The sequence below is a fragment of the Salinibacillus aidingensis genome (genome assembly GCF_055393355.1).
Window position 1 is genome coordinate 1,345,266 of the sequence record NZ_AP043759.1, and the last position, 19,607, is coordinate 1,364,872.

Annotated in this window: 19 protein-coding genes; 16 read left to right on the forward strand and 3 right to left on the reverse strand. The window is 41.2% G+C overall.

Annotation, left to right across the window (positions count from 1 at the left end; translation table 11 throughout):
* Window positions 1-53 precede the first annotated feature (53 nt).
* From ACZ5OK_RS07330 to ACZ5OK_RS07390, 13 genes are all read left to right on the forward strand, one after another.
* Window positions 54-1,865 (forward strand): MotA/TolQ/ExbB proton channel family protein, encoded by a 1,812-nt coding sequence (locus tag ACZ5OK_RS07330; RefSeq protein ID WP_343840643.1) that lies wholly within the window; start codon window positions 54-56, stop codon window positions 1,863-1,865.
* Entirely contained in the window at window positions 1,862-2,581 is a 720-nt protein-coding gene (locus ACZ5OK_RS07335; protein ID WP_343840645.1) for an OmpA family protein, read from the forward strand. The genes ACZ5OK_RS07330 and ACZ5OK_RS07335 overlap by 4 nt, the downstream gene beginning before the upstream one ends.
* 437 nt (window positions 2,582-3,018) lie before the next feature.
* Window positions 3,019-3,120: a pyrroloquinoline quinone precursor peptide PqqA gene (pqqA, locus tag ACZ5OK_RS07340; protein WP_425542213.1), complete on the forward strand. Its 102-nt coding sequence runs from the start codon at window positions 3,019-3,021 to the stop codon at window positions 3,118-3,120.
* An 81-nt stretch (window positions 3,121-3,201) separates the two neighbouring features.
* Window positions 3,202-4,119, forward strand: coding sequence for a pyrroloquinoline quinone biosynthesis protein PqqB (gene pqqB / locus ACZ5OK_RS07345; RefSeq protein ID WP_343841494.1), 918 nt, complete (start codon window positions 3,202-3,204; stop codon window positions 4,117-4,119).
* A 2-nt stretch (window positions 4,120-4,121) separates the two neighbouring features.
* On the forward strand, window positions 4,122-4,862 hold the full coding sequence (gene pqqC, locus ACZ5OK_RS07350) for a pyrroloquinoline-quinone synthase PqqC (protein ID WP_343840647.1): 741 nt from the start codon (window positions 4,122-4,124) through the stop codon (window positions 4,860-4,862).
* 46 nt (window positions 4,863-4,908) lie between these two features.
* The gene (gene pqqD, locus ACZ5OK_RS07355) at window positions 4,909-5,232 is read left to right on the forward strand and encodes a pyrroloquinoline quinone biosynthesis peptide chaperone PqqD (RefSeq protein ID WP_343840650.1); all 324 of its coding nucleotides are present in this window, start codon (window positions 4,909-4,911) and stop codon (window positions 5,230-5,232) included.
* On the forward strand, window positions 5,210-6,328 hold the full coding sequence (gene pqqE / locus ACZ5OK_RS07360; RefSeq protein WP_343840653.1) for a pyrroloquinoline quinone biosynthesis protein PqqE: 1,119 nt from the start codon (window positions 5,210-5,212) through the stop codon (window positions 6,326-6,328). The genes pqqD and pqqE overlap by 23 nt, the downstream gene beginning before the upstream one ends.
* Before the next feature lie 413 nt (window positions 6,329-6,741).
* Window positions 6,742-8,028 carry an MFS transporter gene (locus ACZ5OK_RS07365; RefSeq protein WP_343840656.1) on the forward strand — a complete coding sequence of 429 codons (1,287 nt, stop codon included), beginning with the start codon at window positions 6,742-6,744 and terminating at the stop codon, window positions 8,026-8,028.
* A 205-nt stretch (window positions 8,029-8,233) separates the two neighbouring features.
* Window positions 8,234-9,322, forward strand: coding sequence for an AI-2E family transporter (locus ACZ5OK_RS07370; RefSeq protein WP_343840659.1), 1,089 nt, complete (start codon window positions 8,234-8,236; stop codon window positions 9,320-9,322).
* A gap of 178 nt (window positions 9,323-9,500) precedes the next feature.
* Window positions 9,501-10,604 (forward strand): CapA family protein, encoded by a 1,104-nt coding sequence (locus tag ACZ5OK_RS07375; protein WP_343840662.1) that lies wholly within the window; start codon window positions 9,501-9,503, stop codon window positions 10,602-10,604.
* A 134-nt stretch (window positions 10,605-10,738) separates the two neighbouring features.
* Entirely contained in the window at window positions 10,739-11,473 is a 735-nt protein-coding gene (locus ACZ5OK_RS07380) for a YwaF family protein (protein WP_343840664.1), read from the forward strand.
* 13 nt (window positions 11,474-11,486) lie between these two features.
* Window positions 11,487-11,672, forward strand: coding sequence for a hypothetical protein (locus tag ACZ5OK_RS07385; protein WP_343840666.1), 186 nt, complete (start codon window positions 11,487-11,489; stop codon window positions 11,670-11,672).
* Window positions 11,673-11,803: 131 nt separating this feature from the next.
* Complete coding sequence (locus ACZ5OK_RS07390; protein WP_343840668.1) at window positions 11,804-12,382, forward strand: C40 family peptidase; 579 nt, start codon at window positions 11,804-11,806, stop codon at window positions 12,380-12,382.
* Window positions 12,383-12,613: 231 nt separating this feature from the next.
* On the opposite strand, the gene ACZ5OK_RS07395 is transcribed toward ACZ5OK_RS07390, so the two are convergent.
* Entirely contained in the window at window positions 12,614-13,183 is a 570-nt protein-coding gene (locus tag ACZ5OK_RS07395) for an NAD(P)/FAD-dependent oxidoreductase (protein WP_343841497.1), read from the reverse strand.
* Between the two features lie 243 nt (window positions 13,184-13,426).
* Between ACZ5OK_RS07395 and ACZ5OK_RS07400 the strand changes: the two genes are divergently transcribed.
* The 3 genes from ACZ5OK_RS07400 (at window position 13,427) to ACZ5OK_RS07410 (ending at window position 17,358) form a co-directional block, all read left to right on the forward strand.
* Complete coding sequence (locus tag ACZ5OK_RS07400; protein WP_343840670.1) at window positions 13,427-13,867, forward strand: YwpF-like family protein; 441 nt, start codon at window positions 13,427-13,429, stop codon at window positions 13,865-13,867.
* A 134-nt stretch (window positions 13,868-14,001) separates the two neighbouring features.
* Complete coding sequence (locus tag ACZ5OK_RS07405) at window positions 14,002-15,366, forward strand: TrkH family potassium uptake protein (RefSeq protein ID WP_343840673.1); 1,365 nt, start codon at window positions 14,002-14,004, stop codon at window positions 15,364-15,366.
* A 27-nt stretch (window positions 15,367-15,393) separates the two neighbouring features.
* Window positions 15,394-17,358, forward strand: coding sequence for a sensor domain-containing protein (locus ACZ5OK_RS07410; protein WP_343840675.1), 1,965 nt, complete (start codon window positions 15,394-15,396; stop codon window positions 17,356-17,358).
* A gap of 71 nt (window positions 17,359-17,429) precedes the next feature.
* Here ACZ5OK_RS07410 and ACZ5OK_RS07415 read toward each other — a convergent pair whose 3' ends face one another.
* A complete protein-coding gene (locus ACZ5OK_RS07415; RefSeq protein ID WP_343840678.1) occupies window positions 17,430-18,320 on the reverse strand; it encodes a putative RNA methyltransferase in 891 nt (296 codons plus the stop codon).
* A 68-nt stretch (window positions 18,321-18,388) separates the two neighbouring features.
* Entirely contained in the window at window positions 18,389-19,600 is a 1,212-nt protein-coding gene (locus ACZ5OK_RS07420) for a S1C family serine protease (RefSeq protein WP_343840680.1), read from the reverse strand.
* Between the last annotated feature and the right edge of the window lie 7 nt (window positions 19,601-19,607).

Below are 19,607 nucleotides of genomic sequence, written 5' to 3' on the forward strand. Positions count from 1 at the left end.
AAGTTGGTTAAAGAAAGGCTTTTCCAAGTTTCAGCGTACAAGGGGGGATGAAGGTGTTTGATTTTTTGCCGGCAAGTAATGATTTTGCACGGATGATTATTGTTGTTACGTTTGTATTTTTAGCCGTTGTGACGGTGCGTGTCATCTGGCAGAATCGCAGCATTTTTACCTTTTTAAGAGCGCAGTTGGATTCAGCTGAGCAAAAGGTAGAAGACAGCGAGTTCTGGCAGGGACTAAAGCAGCAATACGACCGGGCCAACAGCAAAGAAGATGATCATGTGGATGTGCAGGCCTTTGTGGAATCCTATATGTCAAAATTTTCGACTCCATATCAATCGACCAGTATTTTAAGTGGAATTAAACGAATTCAATCCTCGGGGTCTACCGTGATTTTAATCGGGGTGTTCGGTACCTTCGTCGGGCTTATCAGTGCCTTGTCAGGTCTTGATATAAATGGAGCCAATATGCAGTCCTCCATTCAGAATGTTTTAGATGGAATTTACACGGCCTTTTATACCAGTGTATGCGGAATTGCTGCTTCCCTTCTCATTACCTTTGTGTACCGGAATTGGGATGCAGAGAACTTAATGCTGCAGCTGACGTTAAAAGCGGAAAATATGCTTCAGTCCTATGGAAAGCATACGTGGGAAAGCCGAATGGTGGATTCCCTCAATCAGGTAAAGGAAGCTATCACCGATATGCATCAGAGCCTGGAGGAACTGGATGAATTTTCCGACACTATGGAGCAGGCTTCGAGTAATATGCGGGACTACAATGAGAAGTTTTCGGAGAGCACAGATACATTGTACAGAATTTTTGACAACCTGGAGGACGCATCTGATTCCTTCAATAAGCGGATGGACCATATCAATGATCAGTTTACTCAGTTTTTACAGCAGCTGCAATCACAGGAAAACTCCATCAAAAGTGTGGATGAAAGTGTGAAGGATCTGTCAAGCGATATTTCCACGTTTGTCAAAGATACCAGTGCCCACGTACAGCAATTGACGAGCGATAGCAAGGGCTATATGGAGCGGCTGGATGAAAAAATGGAGCAGACGTATCAGAAAATGGCGGACTTTTACAACCATAATGTCAATCAGCTGGAAAAGGTCGCTTACAGTATGGAACAGCTGGAGACGAAAAATCAGAACTATATTACGAATGTCGGGAAAGCCACAGATACAATCAAAAATGTCTTACAGGATCGTTCCTTTGATCAGTTGCTGCATGTGACGAAAAGCTTTGCCGAAAATGTCATGGTGCTGGAGAGTCATCTGGAACGTCTCCAGAATCAATATACAAGTTTAGGACAGGAAAAACAGGAATTTATGAAATTTTACCAGAGCCAAAAGGACGAATTACAGCGTCTGCGGGATGAGATCCAGAGCTTTTCCTCACAAAATGAAGGCATGCGCAGACAGTTTGAGGCTATTAAATACGGCTTTGAGCAGGCGGATAAGTCCAATCGGGAGTTTATTCAGCAATCCTATCAGCTCATCCGTGATGTGAATGACGGTCTGAAGCAGAGCAATCAGGATCAGGCGAATCAGTTAAAACAGGTGATGAATGACATGACGAATCAAATGAATGATGCCTTCCGTAATTTAGACGCGATTATGTCGAAAAATCTGGATAACAGCATCCAGAAGTTTGAGCAATTTGTCTCGAACACCAATCAGGCCATGGAGCGTCAGTTCTCAGCTGTAAATAATTATGTTAACAACCATATGGAATCAAGTCATAACGCGAATCGGGAGGTCATTCATGCTGTTGGTGACATACGGAACCGAATTGATGACTGGGATCAGCGCATGAGGCAATCGGTTCGTACAATAGGTGCCAGGGAGAATGGTAGGCCATGAATTCCAAATATAATCGTTTATTTAAAGCAAGCACCCGGGAAGGAAACTTCTGGCCTGCTTTCACGGACATTTTAGCGACGATTTTGCTGGTGATTCTGCTGATATTAATTACGCTGATGTTTACGAAGCAGCAGCAAATTGAAGGGAAAGAAAAGGAAGTACAGGAGAAAGAAGAGATTATCGATTCGCTCGTTGGCTATGAACGGGGCATGATTGAACAGCTATCCATGGCCTTTCAGCAGGAAGGGGTGGATGTTCAAGTCGACAAGGAATCCGGTGCCATTAAGTTTGATAGTGATCTTCTATTTGACTATAATAAATCCGATTTAAAACCTGAGTTTAAGCAGCAGCTCAAACAAATTATCCCTGTCTATGCTTCGGTTCTGCTGAATGAGAAAAATCGGGATAAAATTGATGCGATTTTAATTGAAGGCCATACTGATTCCGACGGCTCCTATATGTATAATCTGGAGCTTTCACAGGACCGTGCCTTCAGTATTGTCCGTTACATTTTAAGTGATGAGTTCGGGGATTTTCCCCATAAGGATGCCCTGCGTGAAAAAATTTCAGCGATAGGCAAGTCTGAAAGTCATCCGATTCTCGTCGATGGACAGGAGGATATGGACCAGTCCAGACGGGTGGAACTAAAATTCCGCCTTTCCATGAATGAACAGATGGAGGGGGTCTTGAGTGATCTAAATGAGAAAACACAATAAAACTTCTTACTGCTGAGGCTTTATCCCGATAAAAAATACCCGGCTTAGTTAGGCATCTTTAGGAACCATGTTGATTCCATTAAAGAGCGCCTGGATCACTACGTCAATCCAGGCGCTTTTCTATGCTCTTTTTTATTCCAGGACATATTCATACGACCTTCCAGCCGTTTTTATAAAATATATAAGCTCCCGACTCTTGCGCTTTATTTATCCTATCAGCTTTTGCAGACTCATGATTGTTAAGCCCTCCTTAAAGTATAACTCCTCATATTTCATATTTTCGTCTTTCGTTGCTGTGGTCATTTGTTGGACAACTCTTACGTAAAGGTTTTGGTTATTTTAGGGTTTCTGCCATCATAAAATAATCTCGTATGGTGAAATAAGCACACCATGGCTATTATTCATAACCATTGCTGTCATTTAAGGGGGTGAAAGATATGTGGAAGACACCCGAGTACAAAATAATTAATACGGCTTCAGAGGTGACCATGTATTCGTACATCAGTAAGGGGTTTCGGTCAAAAAAGCGTGGACAATAATTTGTAGTTAACAAGCTGAAATAGTATGTGGATGGGGAAACATGCTGTAAATATGGTTGAAAGGATGGAAGAAAAATTCGTATTAGAGTCTTAGGTGTAGCGGCGGGTGGAGGTTTCCCGCAATGGAATTGTGCTTGTCCCAATTGTCGTGATGTTCGTGATGGAGAAAGTGAGCTTAGGCCTTTATTACAGTCTTCTCTTGCAGTAAGTACAAATAATAAGGACTGGTATCTAATCAATGCAGGCCCGGATGTAAGCAGGCAAATTGAGTCATTTGCCTCGCTGCATGCGGGTCGCGGAATTAGGGAAACACCTTTGTCTGGTGTTATTTTAACTGACGCTGAGCTTGATCATACCATTGGTTTATTATCACTTAGAGAAGGTTCCCATTTGACCATATATGGAACGGATACTGTACAGAAGTGTTTACATTCATCTTTCCCAGTGAAGCCGATGCTGCAAAATTATTGCACATGGGAATGGCAGACCCTTCACCACAATGGAAAACAACGTATTGGAAGCCCAGATGAAGGATCTATAATTGTTGAGACTGTCCCTGTTTCAAGAAAACCGCCACTTTATGCCAAGTCAAATGGGGGAAATGATGGCGAAGAAGGTGTTTGGGAGGTGGGTTTGCTTTTTTATAATGAGATTTCCAGTAAATGTATTGCCTATTTCCCTGCAATCGAAACCATCACTCCCGAAATAGAATCTTGTCTACAGAAAGCTGATGTTTTAATGGTTGACGGAACCTTTTGGTCGGATGAGGAATTGGTTGTAATGGGAGCAACGGAAAGAAATGCAAAAAAGATGGGGCATTTACCGATTAGTGGTCCATCGGGGATAATGGAGCAATTAACATCGTTTTCAGCCGAACGAAAAATCCTGATTCACATTAATAATAGCAACCCTATTCTGAGAAAGGATTCAAAGGAAGCGTATGCTTTGGAACAACATGGGTTTGAGATAGCTTATGAAGGTATGGAACTGGAGGTTTGAGAATGATAGAGCAGGGCGGATTCATTAGTAAGGATAAGGAGATTAAAAAAAGAGAAAAGCCTTTGACTCAGGCAGAATTTAAGGAGCAATTAATAGATGTGGGGCGTTTGTTCTATCATGATAAACACCCTTTTCATGTGGCCATGCACGAAGGAAAATTAAGCCGTGAGCAAATTCAGGGCTGGGTGGCCAACCGATATTACTATCAGAAATCTGTCCCGATAAAAGATGCAGTGATCTTATCGAAACTGCCATCAAGGGAGTTCCGTCGGGATTGGATCCAGCGAATAACTGATCATGATGGTAGAAATGAGGGTGAGGGAGGAATTGAAGCGTGGTTAAAACTGGGAGAAGCTGTCGGGTTGTCCCGGGAGGAACTATTAGAAGAAGACCATATCGTCCCTGGGGTTCGATTTTCCGTCGATGCCTACGTTAACTTTGTGCAGGAAAAAACTTGGATTGAAGCTGTTGCCTCCTCGTTAACTGAACTATTTTCTCCTGACCTCATTTCAAATCGAATTCAGGTGTTGGAAGACTTATATCCTTGGATTAATCACTCAGGACTGGGGTACTTTCATAATCGCTTAACACAGGCACCGCGTGATACGAATATTGCACTTAAGATTGTTATGGACTATTGCCAGACCCCCGAAGAACAACAGCGGGCGATTGATGCTTTACGTTTTAAGTGTGATGTGTTGTGGGCGCAGCTTGATGCAATCGAACACGCTTTTCCTCACTAAAAGCACTTTTTTAGGAAACTTAAAAAGATTGGTGGTGGAATAATTTTTGACTGCCAGTTTTCCAAAGCTTTCAACAAAAGGAAGACTAAAATATGATCAGATAAGGGAAAAACATCTTCTTTTGCTGCCAGAAAAGGTTGTGGTCTTAAACGAAACGGCTGCTTCTATTCTGGCTCTTTGTGACGGAAACGAAACGATTCACACCATCACCGGGAAATTGAGGGATTCACTTATGGAAGGTTCAGAAAACACAGAAACAGAAGCCTTACCCAGTTTCGAAAAAATGAAGAGAGAAATCACTCAGTTTCTCCATGACATGGTAGATTATGGATGGGTGGTGATACAATATGATAGAGTCAAAGACAAATAGAGTCGAGCCTCCTTACTCGTTACTGGCTGAATTAACGCATCGTTGTCCCTTGCATTGTCCATATTGTTCGAACCCGATCGAAATGATACAGAAGGAAAGGGAACTCACAACAGAAGACTGGCTTCATGTTTTATCAGAAGCAGCAGAACTTGGGGTTGTAGAGGTTCATTTTTCTGGTGGTGAGCCACTTTTATGGAAGGACCTGGATGTTCTCGTTCAACACGCTTATTCATTAGAGATGTATACGAACCTAATTACAAGTGGCATCGGATTAACAATGGAAAAGGCTAAACACCTTAAAGAAGCGGGTTTAGACAACGTGCAGATAAGCTTTCAGGCAGGTGAAAAAACACAATCGGATAGAATTGGTGGTTATAAGGCCTTTGATAGGAAACGGGAAGCGGTCAGAGCGGTAAAAAAGAGTGGCATGCATTTATCATTGAATTTTGTTTTACACCGTTTAAACATTGATGACTTAGATAAGATTATTGCCCTTGCGGAGGAAATGAAAGCAGAACGTGTGGAGTTAGCTAATACACAGTACTATAACTGGGCCTTACTCAATCGAAACCAGCTTTTACCAACTCGAGAGCAAATCGAACGGGCAAGTGAAGTTTATGAAGCAGCAAAAGCCCGTCTCAAAAATGAAATGGAAATGATTTGGGTTATTCCTGATTATTACGCATCGACCCCCAAACCTTGTATGGGGGGCTGGGGACAGATTGGACTTACGGTAGCACCGAATGGGGATGTCCTTCCTTGCCCAACTGCCGGGATGATTGAGGGTCTCTTCTTTGAAAATGTGCGGGAGTCATCCCTGCGCTATATTTGGAATGATTCAAAGTCTTTCAATCAATTCCGTGGGGAAGAATGGATGCCTGAAACTTGTCGTTCATGTGATCTGAGGCACGTGGATGGAGGCGGATGTCGATGTCAGGCGTTTGCTTTGACCGGGGATGCCTATGCAACCGATCCAGTTTGTCAATGGGCACCACACCACCATATTATTGAAAAGGCTGTAAAGGATACGAATAGCAAAACGGAAAAGCTGTCATCTTCCATAATTTATCGGCAATACGCCCGTAAGCTAAAATAGGGAAGAGTACATATTTGGTGCTAGAGGTGATCAAAAATTACCTTTAGCACCTTTTTTTATGGTATAGGAAATTATAAAATTACTGATTTGTGGATAAAAAATAGGGAGAGGCGACGTCCGGCTCCAGCGCCCAGCGACTAGCGAGACTTCCTTCACCTCTGTCCGATAAGTCAACATCGACTCACGCTGTTCGTCGTGTTTGTTTTATCTCCTCCGGCTCAGTCCAGTCCGTACGTCGCTAAACGGGCGCTTCCGCCTTTGTTCTTAACGTACCAGGAGACTGGAACGTTTGTGCATAAATGGCAGTACAGACTGGAATAATAGATAGGGTTGCTTGAACTTAGCAAAGTTAGCAGCGTACATAAACCTTCATGATAAATTTTACAATAAAGTGAGGAATGAAGTGGTAATATATGTTAGGTGAAGTAAAAGTAGATCATGTACAAAACAAACCCATACATCCAGCGGTTAGAAAACTTATGCTGGTCAATGCCATACGGAGTATTGGAAAAGGTATGATGATTGTTATCTTAGCTTTATACCTCGGCGCATTAGGGTGGAGTTCAGTAGCAATCGGAAGTGTGCTCGCTGCTGGTGGTCTTCTCGGTGTTCTGCTTGCACCATTCATCGGTGTTTTTAGTGATCGATCAGGCAGGAAACCATTCGTACTTTTTTCTGAACTATTAACAGCTGGGTGTGCATTAATAGGAATCCTTTCAACAAGCCCTGTTTTGTTGTTTATTGCCATCACACTTGCTGGTTTCGGGAAAGCTGATGCAGGTTCGTCCAGTCCGTTTGCCCCGGTGGAACAGGCATGGCTTGCCTCCTTTATTCCTGCAACTGAACGTGGAAGGGTATATAGTCTTAATAATGCTCTTAGTTTTTTCGGAATGGCGATGGGCGCATTACTGATTGGGACTTTAAGCACAGGAGGAAATCATATTTCTGGAATTTCCTCTTACCGACTTGCATTTTATTTCACGTTTGTTTTTTCACTTGTAACTACTTTGATTATTTTAACCATTCGGGAAGAAAGCAGTATAAAACAGCAGGAATCCAGACATGAGGAATTTGGTAGTGAGGAAACCGGGAATAGGGAAGAAAACATAATAAAAGAAGAAAATGCTGCGATCTTAAAACTTGCATTGATTAATGTTCTAAATGGGATTGCCATTGGATTAACAGGACCAATGATGTCTTATTGGTTTTCAGTAAAATTTGGGGTTAGCAGCACTCAAATTGGGGGTACATTGGCTATGACCTTTTTTGCAACAGGTGTTGCCTCCATTTTACAAGCAAGACATTCTCATAAACATGGAACCGTTCAATCCGTTGTGTTTATTCGGTTCATTGCAAGCCTGCTTTTGATTTTAATGCCAATCATATCCTCTTACGCTCTTGTCTCAATCGTTTATATCCTCCGAACAGCTTTAAATCGGGGGACACAAGGGGCTCAACAAGCGTTAAGTGTCAGTCTGACTCGTGGAAAGCGCCGTGGTTTCGCATCTAGTATTAATCTTTTTTCCATGCGACTGCCTATCTCAATTGGGCCGTATATAGCAGGGTACTTATATGGGTTAGGTTCACTTTCACTGCCATTTTATCTAGCATCTGGCTTACAATTCAGTTTTGCTTTTTTATATGGTAAAATTTTCAGCTCTTATGATGCCAGAATGAAAGTGAATGTTTCATCCGGGTGATGTTCGTTCTAAGGGAACAGTCACCCTTATATGGTCTCCAAATCAAATTTTTAACCATCACAACTTCAGCTTAAACCAGTCTGCTCCTATTTCAAATTCAGTCGGAATAGCAAATTTCATAATATTTTTTTAGAATAGATAATGAAAAATTTAGCAATAATGGTAAGATAGTAGAAAAGGAAATTTGAAATAGGAATGGTAGGATATGATGGATTTAACAAAAACTAAGTGGTTTCGTGTTTGTATAGGGATTATCCTGTTTTTAACGATTATCTGGCTGATTAATGAAGTGCAGTTCGTTTTTACGCCTGTAGTCGTTTTCTTTCAGACGTTATTTATCCCATTTTTACTGGGAGGCATTCTCTTCTATTTATTCCGGCCCTTTATTCATTTGCTCGAAAAAATAAAGGTACCCCGGAAACTGGGAATTTTGCTTCTTTATCTTATTTTTATCGGTCTATTAACCTTTATTATTTCCGTTATTGCACCCGTGGTCCATCAGCAATTTTCGAATTTGATTGATAATATTCCGGAAATGGTGGATGTGGTGGAACAGGGCATCACTTATTGGCAGGCCAATCAGGAAATGCTTCCACAATATGTGAAGGATGCCATTGATTATGTAAGTACCCGGCTTGAGGATATCCTGATGTCAACAGGAAATTATATAGGTTCTGTTTTAGGCAATGTTGTCAGCTTTATCGTTTCCCTGGTCATTGTACCGTTTATTTTATTCTATTTATTAAGTGATCAGGAAAAATTTGTTCCCAATGTTACCCGTTACTTTTCAAAAACACAGTCCCATCAGATAAGAGAAGTTCTGGGAGATATGGATAAGGCTATTGCCAGCTACATACAGGGGCAATTAATCGTAAGCTCCTTTGTAGGGATTGTGCTCTTTATTGGCTATCTCATCATTGGCCTCGATTATTCACTTTTACTGGCTTTATTTGGAATGGTCACGAATGTGATTCCGTTTTTAGGACCGTTCCTTGCAGCCATTCCAGCTGTCATTGCCGGCTGGTTCCAGGACCCGATCATGTCTCTGTATGTCATTATCGTCATGGTTGTTGCCCAGCAGGCCGAGAGTAATCTGATTTCCCCGGTCGTGATGGGTAAATCCCTGAATGTTCACCCACTGACGATTATTCTCTTAGTATTAGTCGGGGGGAACTTAGCAGGGGTTCTTGGGATGATTTTAATCATTCCTTCCTATGCTGTAGGAAAAGTTATTGTCCAGCATATTTATCGACTCTGGAATATCCACAAACAGACAAAAGTAGAGAAGGCTTAAATATCCTGTTCATGAAGGATGAAATGATGATCATTTCATCCTTTTTTTAATGTCTGGAAAAGGCCGGCTGCAGTTCTTACTTCTATCAATCTTCCTTTCTGCATATACCAGAAATAAGAAAAACATAGGGAGATTGTCCTGTGATGATATGCAGGATGATTTCAGGAAAGGAAGGAATATGAAGAAAGTTGGGTTCATTGGTGCCGGGATATTGCTTGTTCTGCTATTTATGGGAATGTTTTTGTTTGGACAAGAAGACAGCAGGAAAACCTACGCCTACCACCACTCGCTGGAGCATGATGTTTTACAGAAATCAATGCCTGAATCCCCTTTGCCTCTCATACCTCAAGAACCTATCTCCATTTCGTTTGCAGGTGATACGATGTTTGATGGTTCCATAAGATCAGCTATCAATCAGCAGGGGCCGGATTATCCCTTTCAGTATGTAAAGAAGGAAGTAAGAAAATCCGACTATGCCATTCTTAATCTGGAGACGGCCGTAACGACGGAGCAGGAAAAGGATACAGTCCAGCTTTATAATTTCAAAGCAGATCCTAAAGCCTTGTCAGGGATCAAGCAGGCGGGTTTTGATATGGTTACCCTTGCGAACAATCATGCACTGGATTATCAGAAGGATGGATTTAAGGATACGATTAAACATTTGAACAAACACGATTTGAAATATTTTGGGGCAGGGGTTAATCGGGACAGGGCCTATGAAGCACAGACAATAGAGATAAAAGGGAGGACGATTAAGTTTTTAGGGTTTTCCCGCTTTTTACCGGCTGTACGCTGGTATGAAGGAAAGGGACCGGTCATTGCCAGTGCCTATCAGCAGGAGCAGGTTTTGAATACCATCAAACAGGAAAAAGGGGATGCCGACTATTTGTTTGTATACATCCATTGGGGAGTGGAAGGCAATGTCCGGCCAGAGGCGTGGCAGCGGGATTATGCGAGGAAAATGATTGATGCAGGTGCAGATGGAATTATAGGTGCACATCCTCATGTTTTACAGGGCTTTGAGTATTATCAGAATAAACCGATTGCTTATTCTTTAGGGAATTTTTTGTTCCCGGATTATGTTCAGGGAAATACGGCGGAAACAGGTGTACTGACACTGAAAATAGACGGAGACAACCTAACGATGGCATTTACGCCTTATCGTATACGTTCAAATCAGATTCATCCTCTTAACAGGGAAGAAAAAGAACGGATATTACAGAAATTGGAGGAATTGTCCTTTGAAATCAGACGGGAAGGCACACATATTTATTCCTCCTGATATCCAATTCACTCCACCTGTAAAGTAGACGAATGCCTCAGAATATGTCATACTTTTTGAGTAACCATAAGGAGTTCTACAGCTTTTCGAATCATTCTTTTCCTTATTGGGAAACGGTACGTGGAGGCACTCGTATGTTTTTGGATTATTTTTCCTATGAAAATCCAGGAGATCCATTTTCGCTGTTTTCAGCCTCTCACCTGGTTATGCTGGTCAATGGGGTACTTTTCGTCATTGTATTCATGGTTTTTGGAAAGTACATCCGAAATCATTCTCTTTTGCATACATGGGTACGATACATACTGATTGCCGTTTTACTTTTAAGTGAGGCAACTCTAAATCTCTGGTACCTTACAGCGGGAGAATGGGATATTCGGGAAACCTTACCGCTTCAGCTGTGCTCCTTATCCTTAATTATGAGCATTGTTATGCTTGTGACACGTTCAGAAAAATGGTTTGAAATCGTCTATTTTCTGGGAGTTGGAGGTGCCCTGCAAGCCCTGATCACCCCGGAATTATTTTATGATTTTCCCCATTACCGATATTTTCACTTTTTTATTGCCCATATTTTCATCATTTTGGCGTCCATCTACATGATCGTCGTTGAGAGAAAACGGGTAACCATTCATTCGGTGTGGAGGACGATGCTGGTGTTAAATGGAATAGCGGTTGTTATTTTCTTTTTTAACCGGTGGATTGGAGCCAATTACATGTTTTTGGCTCACAAGCCTGCGAATCCAAGCTTGCTGGACTATTTACCTGAATTCCCTTGGTATATTTTATGGCTGGAGATCATCGCTGCATTTATTTTTTTGCTATTATATCTACCTTTTCTTTTAATAAAAAATCTAGACAGTAAGGACATATGAAAGGGGAAGACAGATGTCTATTATGAAGATGCTGCTTATTTCGATTGTAATTGGAATAGCAGTTGGGTATGGATCCGGATATCTGCTGGATGGACGCTTTCAGCCGGATTTCTTTGTTATTTTCACCATTATTTCCTTTATTTCACTTCTGTTAAGGGAAATAAGAAAGGATAAACAAAAGGAGACGGATCAAGAGTAGAAAAGAATCGTCTCTTTTAGCCATTAATCTACTCCTCCAGACTTATTATTAGGAAAATTGCAAAAATATAGTGGATAGATTGGAAAAAATCCTGTATAGTTTAGAAGAGGCAGAGAGGAGTTTTTTGGAAAATGGCTAAAGTTTACATAGTATTAACGAAAACAGGCACAATTTTTTCCCAGACCATCCGCCTTTATACGAAAGAGCCTTATAATCATGTGTCCCTATCGCTTGATAAGGAACTGACTGAGCTGTACAGTTTTGGACGGAAAAAGGCTTATAATCCACTTCGAGCGGGTTTTGTAAAAGAAAATGTGAAGCACGGAATTTATGCCAGATTTCCCGACACAACCTGTGAAATTTTCGAACTGGAAGTAAGTGATCGTCAGAAGGAAAAAATGAGAAAGGTCATTCGTCATTTTCAACTGAATCAACACAACTACCGATATAATCTTTTGGGAATTGCTACTATACCATTTGGCAAATCGCTGGAGCGGAAATATGCGTATTTTTGCTCTCAGTTTGTAGCTACCGTTTTAAATATGGCAGGGATTCGTTTATGGGAAAAACCTCTGGGGCTTATTACGCCGGGAGAATACCGAACCGCTCGTTTGCTGAAAAAGGTTTATGAAGGACCTTTAAGCATTTATGAAGACCATTTAGAAGAGCAGGAGTCCGTCTCTCTGCAGGACGAAATGCTCCAGATTTAGCAGGACTGTTTTCTGATCTATTTTCCGATCCAGCTATTCATAATATTTATATAAAAATCAGAAAACTGGCAGAAAAAGCCTTATTTGTATTTCTTTATACAAATAAGGCTTTTTTGTTCTCCGGATCTTCTGCTTATGCCGTGGGGCCTAAACGCTCGCCTCCGCTTTTCTATTGTCCAGCTCCAGGGCCCAGACCCTCGCTGATGTAAGCAGGGCCCCTCCGCTTTTCTATTAATCTTTACTTTGGATGATGTCGTGGTCTACGTAGCGTTGGCCGTTTAGTTCGCTGATGATGTTAATGGCTACTTTTGCGCCGTGGCCGGATGTGATGATGGTGTGGACACTTTCACCAGCTACAGTTCCGGCTGCCCAAACATTCTTTTTGTTCGTTTTACCTTCGTGATCGACTTTAATATTTCTTGCTATACGCGGCTCCTGCCCATCAACAATTTTTAAGCCCATATCCTCGGCTAAATCTACGGATAAACCGGTCGCAAGGAGAATGTGCTCGGCTTCATATTGATGCTGTCCCATATGAACCAGGTAATGCCTTCCTTTACTCTCAATTTTTGTTACTTCCTCCGTCTTTAATTCAGCTCCTAATGCTTTTGCCTGCTGCATACCTGTTTCAAGCAAATCAGGACCTTCAATTTCCTTTATCCCATAATGGTTTTTTACCCATGCTTTTTTTGTAATACTCTTTCCTGTATCAGTCAGCAGGGTTTTCTTTCCTGCTTTTGCTGCAAAAATGGCTGCACTTGATCCTGCAGGTCCAGCTCCAATAATGGCGATATCGTACATCATTTCGTCCACTCCTTTTCTTATATATTGAATCACTCAGTATGTAAGAATATGAAAGTTGCTATCATTAATATAGCCATTATCAGACCAGATAAAACATCCTGGAACCCAATTGGCGTGATAAGTCAACTAACCATCTGTGGGAGATGGAGAAAATCCCCACTGATGGTAGTTTCACTTTATGTATAATTCTATTTGAAATACTTGGGATAAGATATATAATAGGGGCACAAGGTGGTGCATATGAAAACATTTAAATTGATTTCTTTAGATGTTTTAGAAAAGCAGGGCGACGAACTTAAAAACATGCCTATAGATTTAACGGACGGATTAATCATTAATCGTGAAGATGAAGATAACCATTGGCTGGTCGAGGCGTACATGGATGACTCTTATAAAGATTATTTTCAGCAAATGCAGGACGAAAACAGGGAATATGTCCTGCAGGTAAAAATCTCCAAGGAATCCAATGAGCCTGCAACGATGATGGTGAAATTGGTTGGGTTGAATCAAATCGGTTCGTCTATGAATGTCCTGTTTTTAGGAACATTATTAAATCGAAAACAGGAAAAGGTGGAGGAAATGCTTCAGGCATTAATCCAGGAAGGCTATCAAGGTACAGAGCTGCTGGAGAAGTTTAAGGAAAAAAGCAAACTGTTCGACATTTCTTCTTCCTCTAAATAAAAATCACCCCGCTTTTATGGAGTGGGGTCATTTTTTTAACGTTCGTGAATAAAAAACTTGTCAAAATCGGTTGATAAACGGAAAAAATCTTGTCATGATAAGAAGGATTTTGGTGTATAAAGGGAGAAAGTGTTATGAGAAGTAAAAACAAATTTTCAGAATGGTTAAACCAGCGCTCGCCGGTGCAACTGATCATTATTTTTTATATCATTGCGGTAACCGTATCCTGTTTATTATTGGCCATGCCTGTTGCCCACAAAGATGGGGTCGATTTAACCTTTATGGAGGTCCTTTTCACATCCGTCAGTGCTGTAAGTGTAACAGGATTATCTGTGGTTTCCATAGTGGATAGTTTTAACCAGCTGGGCATCGTCCTGTTAGCGGTTGTTCTTCAATTTGGCGGAGTCGGGGTTATGACCCTGGGTACATTTATATGGCTTGTCGTTGGTAAGAAAATAGGTTTGAAAGAGCGCCGGCTGATTATGGCCGACCAGAACCAATATTCCTTTAATGGAATCGTCAAGCTGATGAAAGGTGTCTTCAAGCTTATATTATGGATCGAGCTTGTTGGCTTTCTTATCCTTGGTACGTATTACTTAACGTATTTTTCAAGCTGGAAGGAGGCTTATTTTCACGGATTCTTTGCCTCTATAAGTGCTACAACCAATGGGGGATTTGATATTACAGGTCAATCTCTCACGCCGTTCAAAGATGATTATTTTGTGCAGATAATCCACATTGCCCTTATTATATTTGGATCTATTGGCTTTCCGGTATTAGTTGAGGTGAAGGATTATTTATTCGCTTCCCAAGAGGAAAGAAAGTTTATGCGTTTTTCCTTATTTACAAAGGTTACATCCATAACATACCTTGGATTATTGATATTTGGGTTTATCATCATGATTGTACTTGAATGGAATCACTTCTATGCTGATAAGTCCTGGCATGAAATGATTTTTTACAGTTTATTTCAATCGACTACGAGCAGAAGTGGCGGTCTTGCTACCTTTGATATGAGCCTTCTGACCGAACAAACGCAATTAGTCACATCTGTGCTGATGTTTATCGGGGCTTCTCCAAGCAGTGTGGGGGGAGGTATACGAACAACCACATTTGCTTTAGTTATTATTTTTATTTTGACCTTTGCCAGAGGAAAGAGCAAGGTTTCGGTATTTAAAAGGGAGATTTTTGAAGAAGACCTGTACAAAGCAGTAGTTGTTGTGCTAATGGCGGTTGGTCTCTGTATCACTGCTATTGTATTGCTAACGATTTTTGAGGATTCTTCACTGATAGCGATTATTTTTGAGGTTTGTTCAGCATTCGGTACAACCGGACTTTCGATGGGCGTCACAGCTGAACTCACAAACATTAGCAAAGTCATCTTAATGGTACTGATGTTTATTGGAAGAATCGGAATTTTAACCTTGCTCTTTTCATTTAATGATGTAACAAAGAAAGGCGAATTCCATTATCCAAAAGAAAAAATTATCATCGGCTAGGAAGTCAGACTTTTAGGAGGAATTACCTTGGGGAAAGGATCTCAGCATACAGAACTCATGACACCAGCCCGGATGCTGGAACAATTGAATGATGCGATTGTCATTTTACATGCGGAAGGGCAGGTTCTGTTTGCCAATCAAGCAGCACATATCTTGCTGGGTGAAGAAGACCTGACGGGACAATCCATAGAGCTGTTCCTTGAGCATGGAACTGTGATGCAAAAGGAAAGAGAACCGATTTTACTTGAATTAAACTCCGCAGATCAGACGCTGGTTCAAATTCGAACTTGGAAGCTTAACGATGGTCATATCTGTTTGTTTATCCATCCTGTTCGTTTCAATGATCAAAAAGAAAACCAGATGTATGCACTGAAATATCGGATGAATCAGTCACATGAAGGGATGGTTTTGCATCAAGCCGGTCAGATTATAGATTGTGATGATTCACTGGCCAAAATTTTTGGCTATAAGAAGTCAGAATTAATCCGTGCATCTATTGATGAATTTATCGATTCCTCTTATTTTCATACGCTTAAAGAGAATATGAAACAGGATCATGATAAGCCTTATTTACTAAAAGGATACAAAAAGACGGGGGAGCCTCTGTACATTGACGTATTACCGCAGCCATATCCCGACAAGGATGGGGACTTGCGCATTGCTGTCATTCGGGATGTCACCGAACGTGTACATAATGAAAAGCAGATCCAGTTTATGGCTTATTATGATGAGCTGACAGACTTGCCGAACCGAAATTATTTTGTAAAGACATTGGAAGAAGCCATTGCTGAATGTCGAAAGGATAACGGTCAGATCGCAGTTCATTTTGTGGATATTGATTATTTTAAACAAATTAATGATACGTTAGGCTATCAGTTTGGCGATGCTTTGCTGCAGGCATGCTCCGATCGCTTAAAGCAGCTGCTGGATGGGAAGAATTTCATTGCCCGTATGAGTGGAGATGAATTTTTGATCCTGCAGCGTGATATTCAGAACAAAGATGAGGCGGAAGCATTTGCGGAAAAGGTGATTCGGGCTTTTCAAATCCCAATAGATGTTCAGGATTTTGAAATTTTTACGACGGTAAGTATCGGAATCAGTCTATTTCCGGAAAATGGAAAACATCCAAATGAGTTAATTAAACAGGCAGACTCTGCGATGTATGTGATTAAGGAGAATCAGCGGAATCATTATAAAATATTTGAATCATCGATCACAGAAGATTTTAAAGAGATGCTTACCATTGAAAATGAGTTAAGAAGAGCCATTAAACAAAAGCAATTTGAGGTTCATTATCAGCCACAGGTGGATATTTCAAATAATCAGGTCATCGGCTTTGAAGCCCTTCTTCGCTGGAAGCATCCATCCAGAGGCTATATATCACCGGGAATGTTTATACCACTGGCTGAGAAAACCGGACTTATTATTGAAATTGGAGATTGGGTGCTGCGGGAAGCCTGCCGTCAAAACCGGAAATGGCATGAAAAAGGCTATGGCCCGACAAAAGTCAGTGTGAACTTATCCGTAAAGCAGTTCCTGCAAAAAGATTTGGTGAAGAAGGTCCGGGACATCTTACAGGAGTCAAAGCTCGATGCGAAATATTTAGAGCTGGAAATAACCGAAAGTATGGCGATGTCCAATGAAGCTTATATTATGGATACGCTTAAGGGTTTGAGAGAGCTCGGAGTAAATGTCTCCATTGATGATTTTGGAACCGGGTATTCCTCAATGAAATATTTGAGTCAGTTCCCTTTGAGTAAGCTGAAGATTGATCAGCTATTTATCAGGGGAGAACAAAAGCAGAATCAGGCGATCGTGAAGTCGATTATTCATCTGTCGCACTCCCTGGATATGAAAGTGATTGCAGAAGGTGTGGAAACCAAGGAACAGCTCGAATTCCTTAAAGGTGAAAAATGTGATGAAATTCAGGGCTTTTATTTTAGTAAGCCTGTAGCTCCAGGAAAAGCTGAGCGATTTTTTTCGTATAGTTAGATGAATCATTTTTCCAAGGTTCATGGTTCGTAAAAAGGAGGAAGCCTCTATTTCAGAGGTTTCCTCCTTTTTTACTTCTCATGTCCTTTGATACCAATTAAAATCTCCAGATCAACTGTAATGGAAGATAAGGAGTGCTTGTCCAGTACCGCTTGAATGTCCGTTTCAGATATGGACCAGGTAAGGGGTGTCATTTGAATTAAGGATTGCATCGATGACGGATTTAAATCCACGTTGTAGGTCACACGAATTCGATCCTTCAGTTGGAAATGGCGTGTGAAAAGGTCAACGGTATCATCATTGGAATACGAAGCCCGGTCGGTATCCTTGAAAAAGGCATCTCTCAATTCCGTTAAATAATTCTGTTGAGGCACGACTTTCAGGACATACCCGCCATTTTTTAACAGCCTGGAAAATTCACCATAATTAGAAGGGGAGAGAATGTTTAAGAGAAGCTGGAAGGACTGATCCCGAAAAGGAGAGTGAGCAAGGTCAGCAACCGCCCAAATCGTCTCTGGATAGTTTTTGGCAGCAGTCATGATTCCCTCTTTTGACAGGTCAATACCAACTCCCGTTACCCCGTTTGTAAATGTGTTGTGCAGTTTTTCGGTAATCCTGGCAAGATGTGAGCCTTCACCACAGCCAGTATCCAGTATGGTAAGGGCATCCTGTCTGGAAACGGTGTTCTGTATCCACGCGTCTATTTTTTCGAGCAGGGGCTCAAACAGCTGCTGCTCGACCATTAATTCTCTCCGGGCCTCAAATAACTCTTTGGTATATTTCGTTTTGGATGGCCGGGTAGTAAGGTTTATATAGCCTTTTTTGGTAAAGTCAAATGTATGACCTTTCTGACATATAAAGCTTTTCGATTCATGTACCTCCATGAATGATTGGCAAATAGGGCAATGAAATAGGGATTGGTGCTGTTGAACCTGCCGTGCACTTTTGATTCTCTTATTCATAGGAATACGCTTCCTCCTTTGTTCTAAAAAAATCCCCTATACGTGGAAATGGTATAGAGGATGACAGGTCAGGATTGTGATGAGTCTTCCTGCTTTCCATCATTGGCAGGGGTTGGTTCTTTCTTTGTCGTCGAGAGAGATGTCTGATTTTTTTCCAGGATCTTTAACTGGTCATTTTCGTAACCAACGATAAATGTCGTTTCATAATGCTCAGTAATTTGAACCTGATTTTTATTTCTGGAAACATGATCAGCGTTTAACGTTATTTTGACTTTCTGATTGGATTGCAATTCAGTATTGAGATTATTGATCGTTAAATCATGTATATGCACATATTCGTTTCGAAAATCCTGATAGCTTTTCTGTCTTTGCCGCTCGATTCCCAGCAGTTTATAAGCATTTAAGTAATCCCGCATTTCAACGTTCTCATAAAAATAATTTACAATATAGGTTGCATCCTGAATCAGTTGCTCCTCATTGACTGTATCCTTTGTTTTCAGAGCTCCATCAAAGCTTAGTTCCTCATCATCCGCCTGGTCTGACCACATATTCACCCGGTCTACTACCTGACCGATAGGAAGACTGAAGCCAATTTGTCCCTCATTGGAACCTGCTGAATTAATCGCAATAATTTTCCCTGACGGACGGTGGATGAGAGGCCCGCCGCTGTTTCCATTCGTAATAGGAGCAGAAATTTGATATAAACCTTCATAATTATACTGATCATCTACATTAAAAGTCCGATTTTTGCCGGAGATAATTCCTGTTGTAACCGTGTTTTGAAAGCCTAATGGACTCCCGACGGCAATAATTTCATCGCCAATCTCAGCTTCATAGTCCGGATTTAACGATAACGTTTTTCGGTCCACCAGCTGGGGAACACGCAGAACAGCAATATCCTTTTTCGTTCCCAGTCCGATAACGGCTGCCGGATACGTACGGGCATCAGAGGTTTTCACATAGACAGAGTCTGCATTTGCTACAACATGAGCGTTTGTCATGATGTCTCCTTTATTGTTATAGATAAAACCAGAACCAATGTTTTTTCCTGATTCACTTTCTGCCTCAATTTGGACAACGGATTTTTGTGCTTCGTGAATAATCGTTTTCAGCGTCGTTTCATTCTCCTGATCATCCGCACGGACCAGACTGGCAATGCTGTTATCGACATCAATGGCTTTCTTGCTCCAATTCTGATAGTAAAGGACCATCGTTAAAATGAGACAAATAGTCATGATAACGGTTATAACAACAGGCCAGAATAAGCGATTCTTTATCATTAAGGTC

Bases quoted from the DNA above. Each gene is read 5' to 3' on its own strand.
- ACZ5OK_RS07335 (WP_343840645.1), top strand. From the start codon at position 1,862: ATGAATTCCAAATATAATCGTTTATTTAAAGCAAGCACCCGGGAAGGA.
- pqqA (WP_425542213.1), top strand. From the start codon at position 3,019: ATGTGGAAGACACCCGAGTACAAAATAATTAATACGGCTTCAGAGGTG.
- pqqC (WP_343840647.1), top strand. From the start codon at position 4,122: ATGATAGAGCAGGGCGGATTCATTAGTAAGGATAAGGAGATTAAAAAA.
- pqqE (WP_343840653.1), top strand. From the start codon at position 5,210: ATGATAGAGTCAAAGACAAATAGAGTCGAGCCTCCTTACTCGTTACTG.
- ACZ5OK_RS07365 (WP_343840656.1), top strand. From the start codon at position 6,742: ATGTTAGGTGAAGTAAAAGTAGATCATGTACAAAACAAACCCATACAT.
- ACZ5OK_RS07370 (WP_343840659.1), top strand. From the start codon at position 8,234: ATGATGGATTTAACAAAAACTAAGTGGTTTCGTGTTTGTATAGGGATT.
- ACZ5OK_RS07375 (WP_343840662.1), top strand. From the start codon at position 9,501: ATGAAGAAAGTTGGGTTCATTGGTGCCGGGATATTGCTTGTTCTGCTA.
- ACZ5OK_RS07380 (WP_343840664.1), top strand. From the start codon at position 10,739: ATGTTTTTGGATTATTTTTCCTATGAAAATCCAGGAGATCCATTTTCG.
- ACZ5OK_RS07385 (WP_343840666.1), top strand. From the start codon at position 11,487: ATGTCTATTATGAAGATGCTGCTTATTTCGATTGTAATTGGAATAGCA.
- ACZ5OK_RS07390 (WP_343840668.1), top strand. From the start codon at position 11,804: ATGGCTAAAGTTTACATAGTATTAACGAAAACAGGCACAATTTTTTCC.
- ACZ5OK_RS07395 (WP_343841497.1), bottom strand. From the start codon at position 13,183: ATGTACGATATCGCCATTATTGGAGCTGGACCTGCAGGATCAAGTGCA.
- ACZ5OK_RS07400 (WP_343840670.1), top strand. From the start codon at position 13,427: ATGAAAACATTTAAATTGATTTCTTTAGATGTTTTAGAAAAGCAGGGC.
- ACZ5OK_RS07405 (WP_343840673.1), top strand. From the start codon at position 14,002: ATGAGAAGTAAAAACAAATTTTCAGAATGGTTAAACCAGCGCTCGCCG.
- ACZ5OK_RS07415 (WP_343840678.1), bottom strand. From the start codon at position 18,320: ATGAATAAGAGAATCAAAAGTGCACGGCAGGTTCAACAGCACCAATCC.
- ACZ5OK_RS07420 (WP_343840680.1), bottom strand. From the start codon at position 19,600: ATGATAAAGAATCGCTTATTCTGGCCTGTTGTTATAACCGTTATCATG.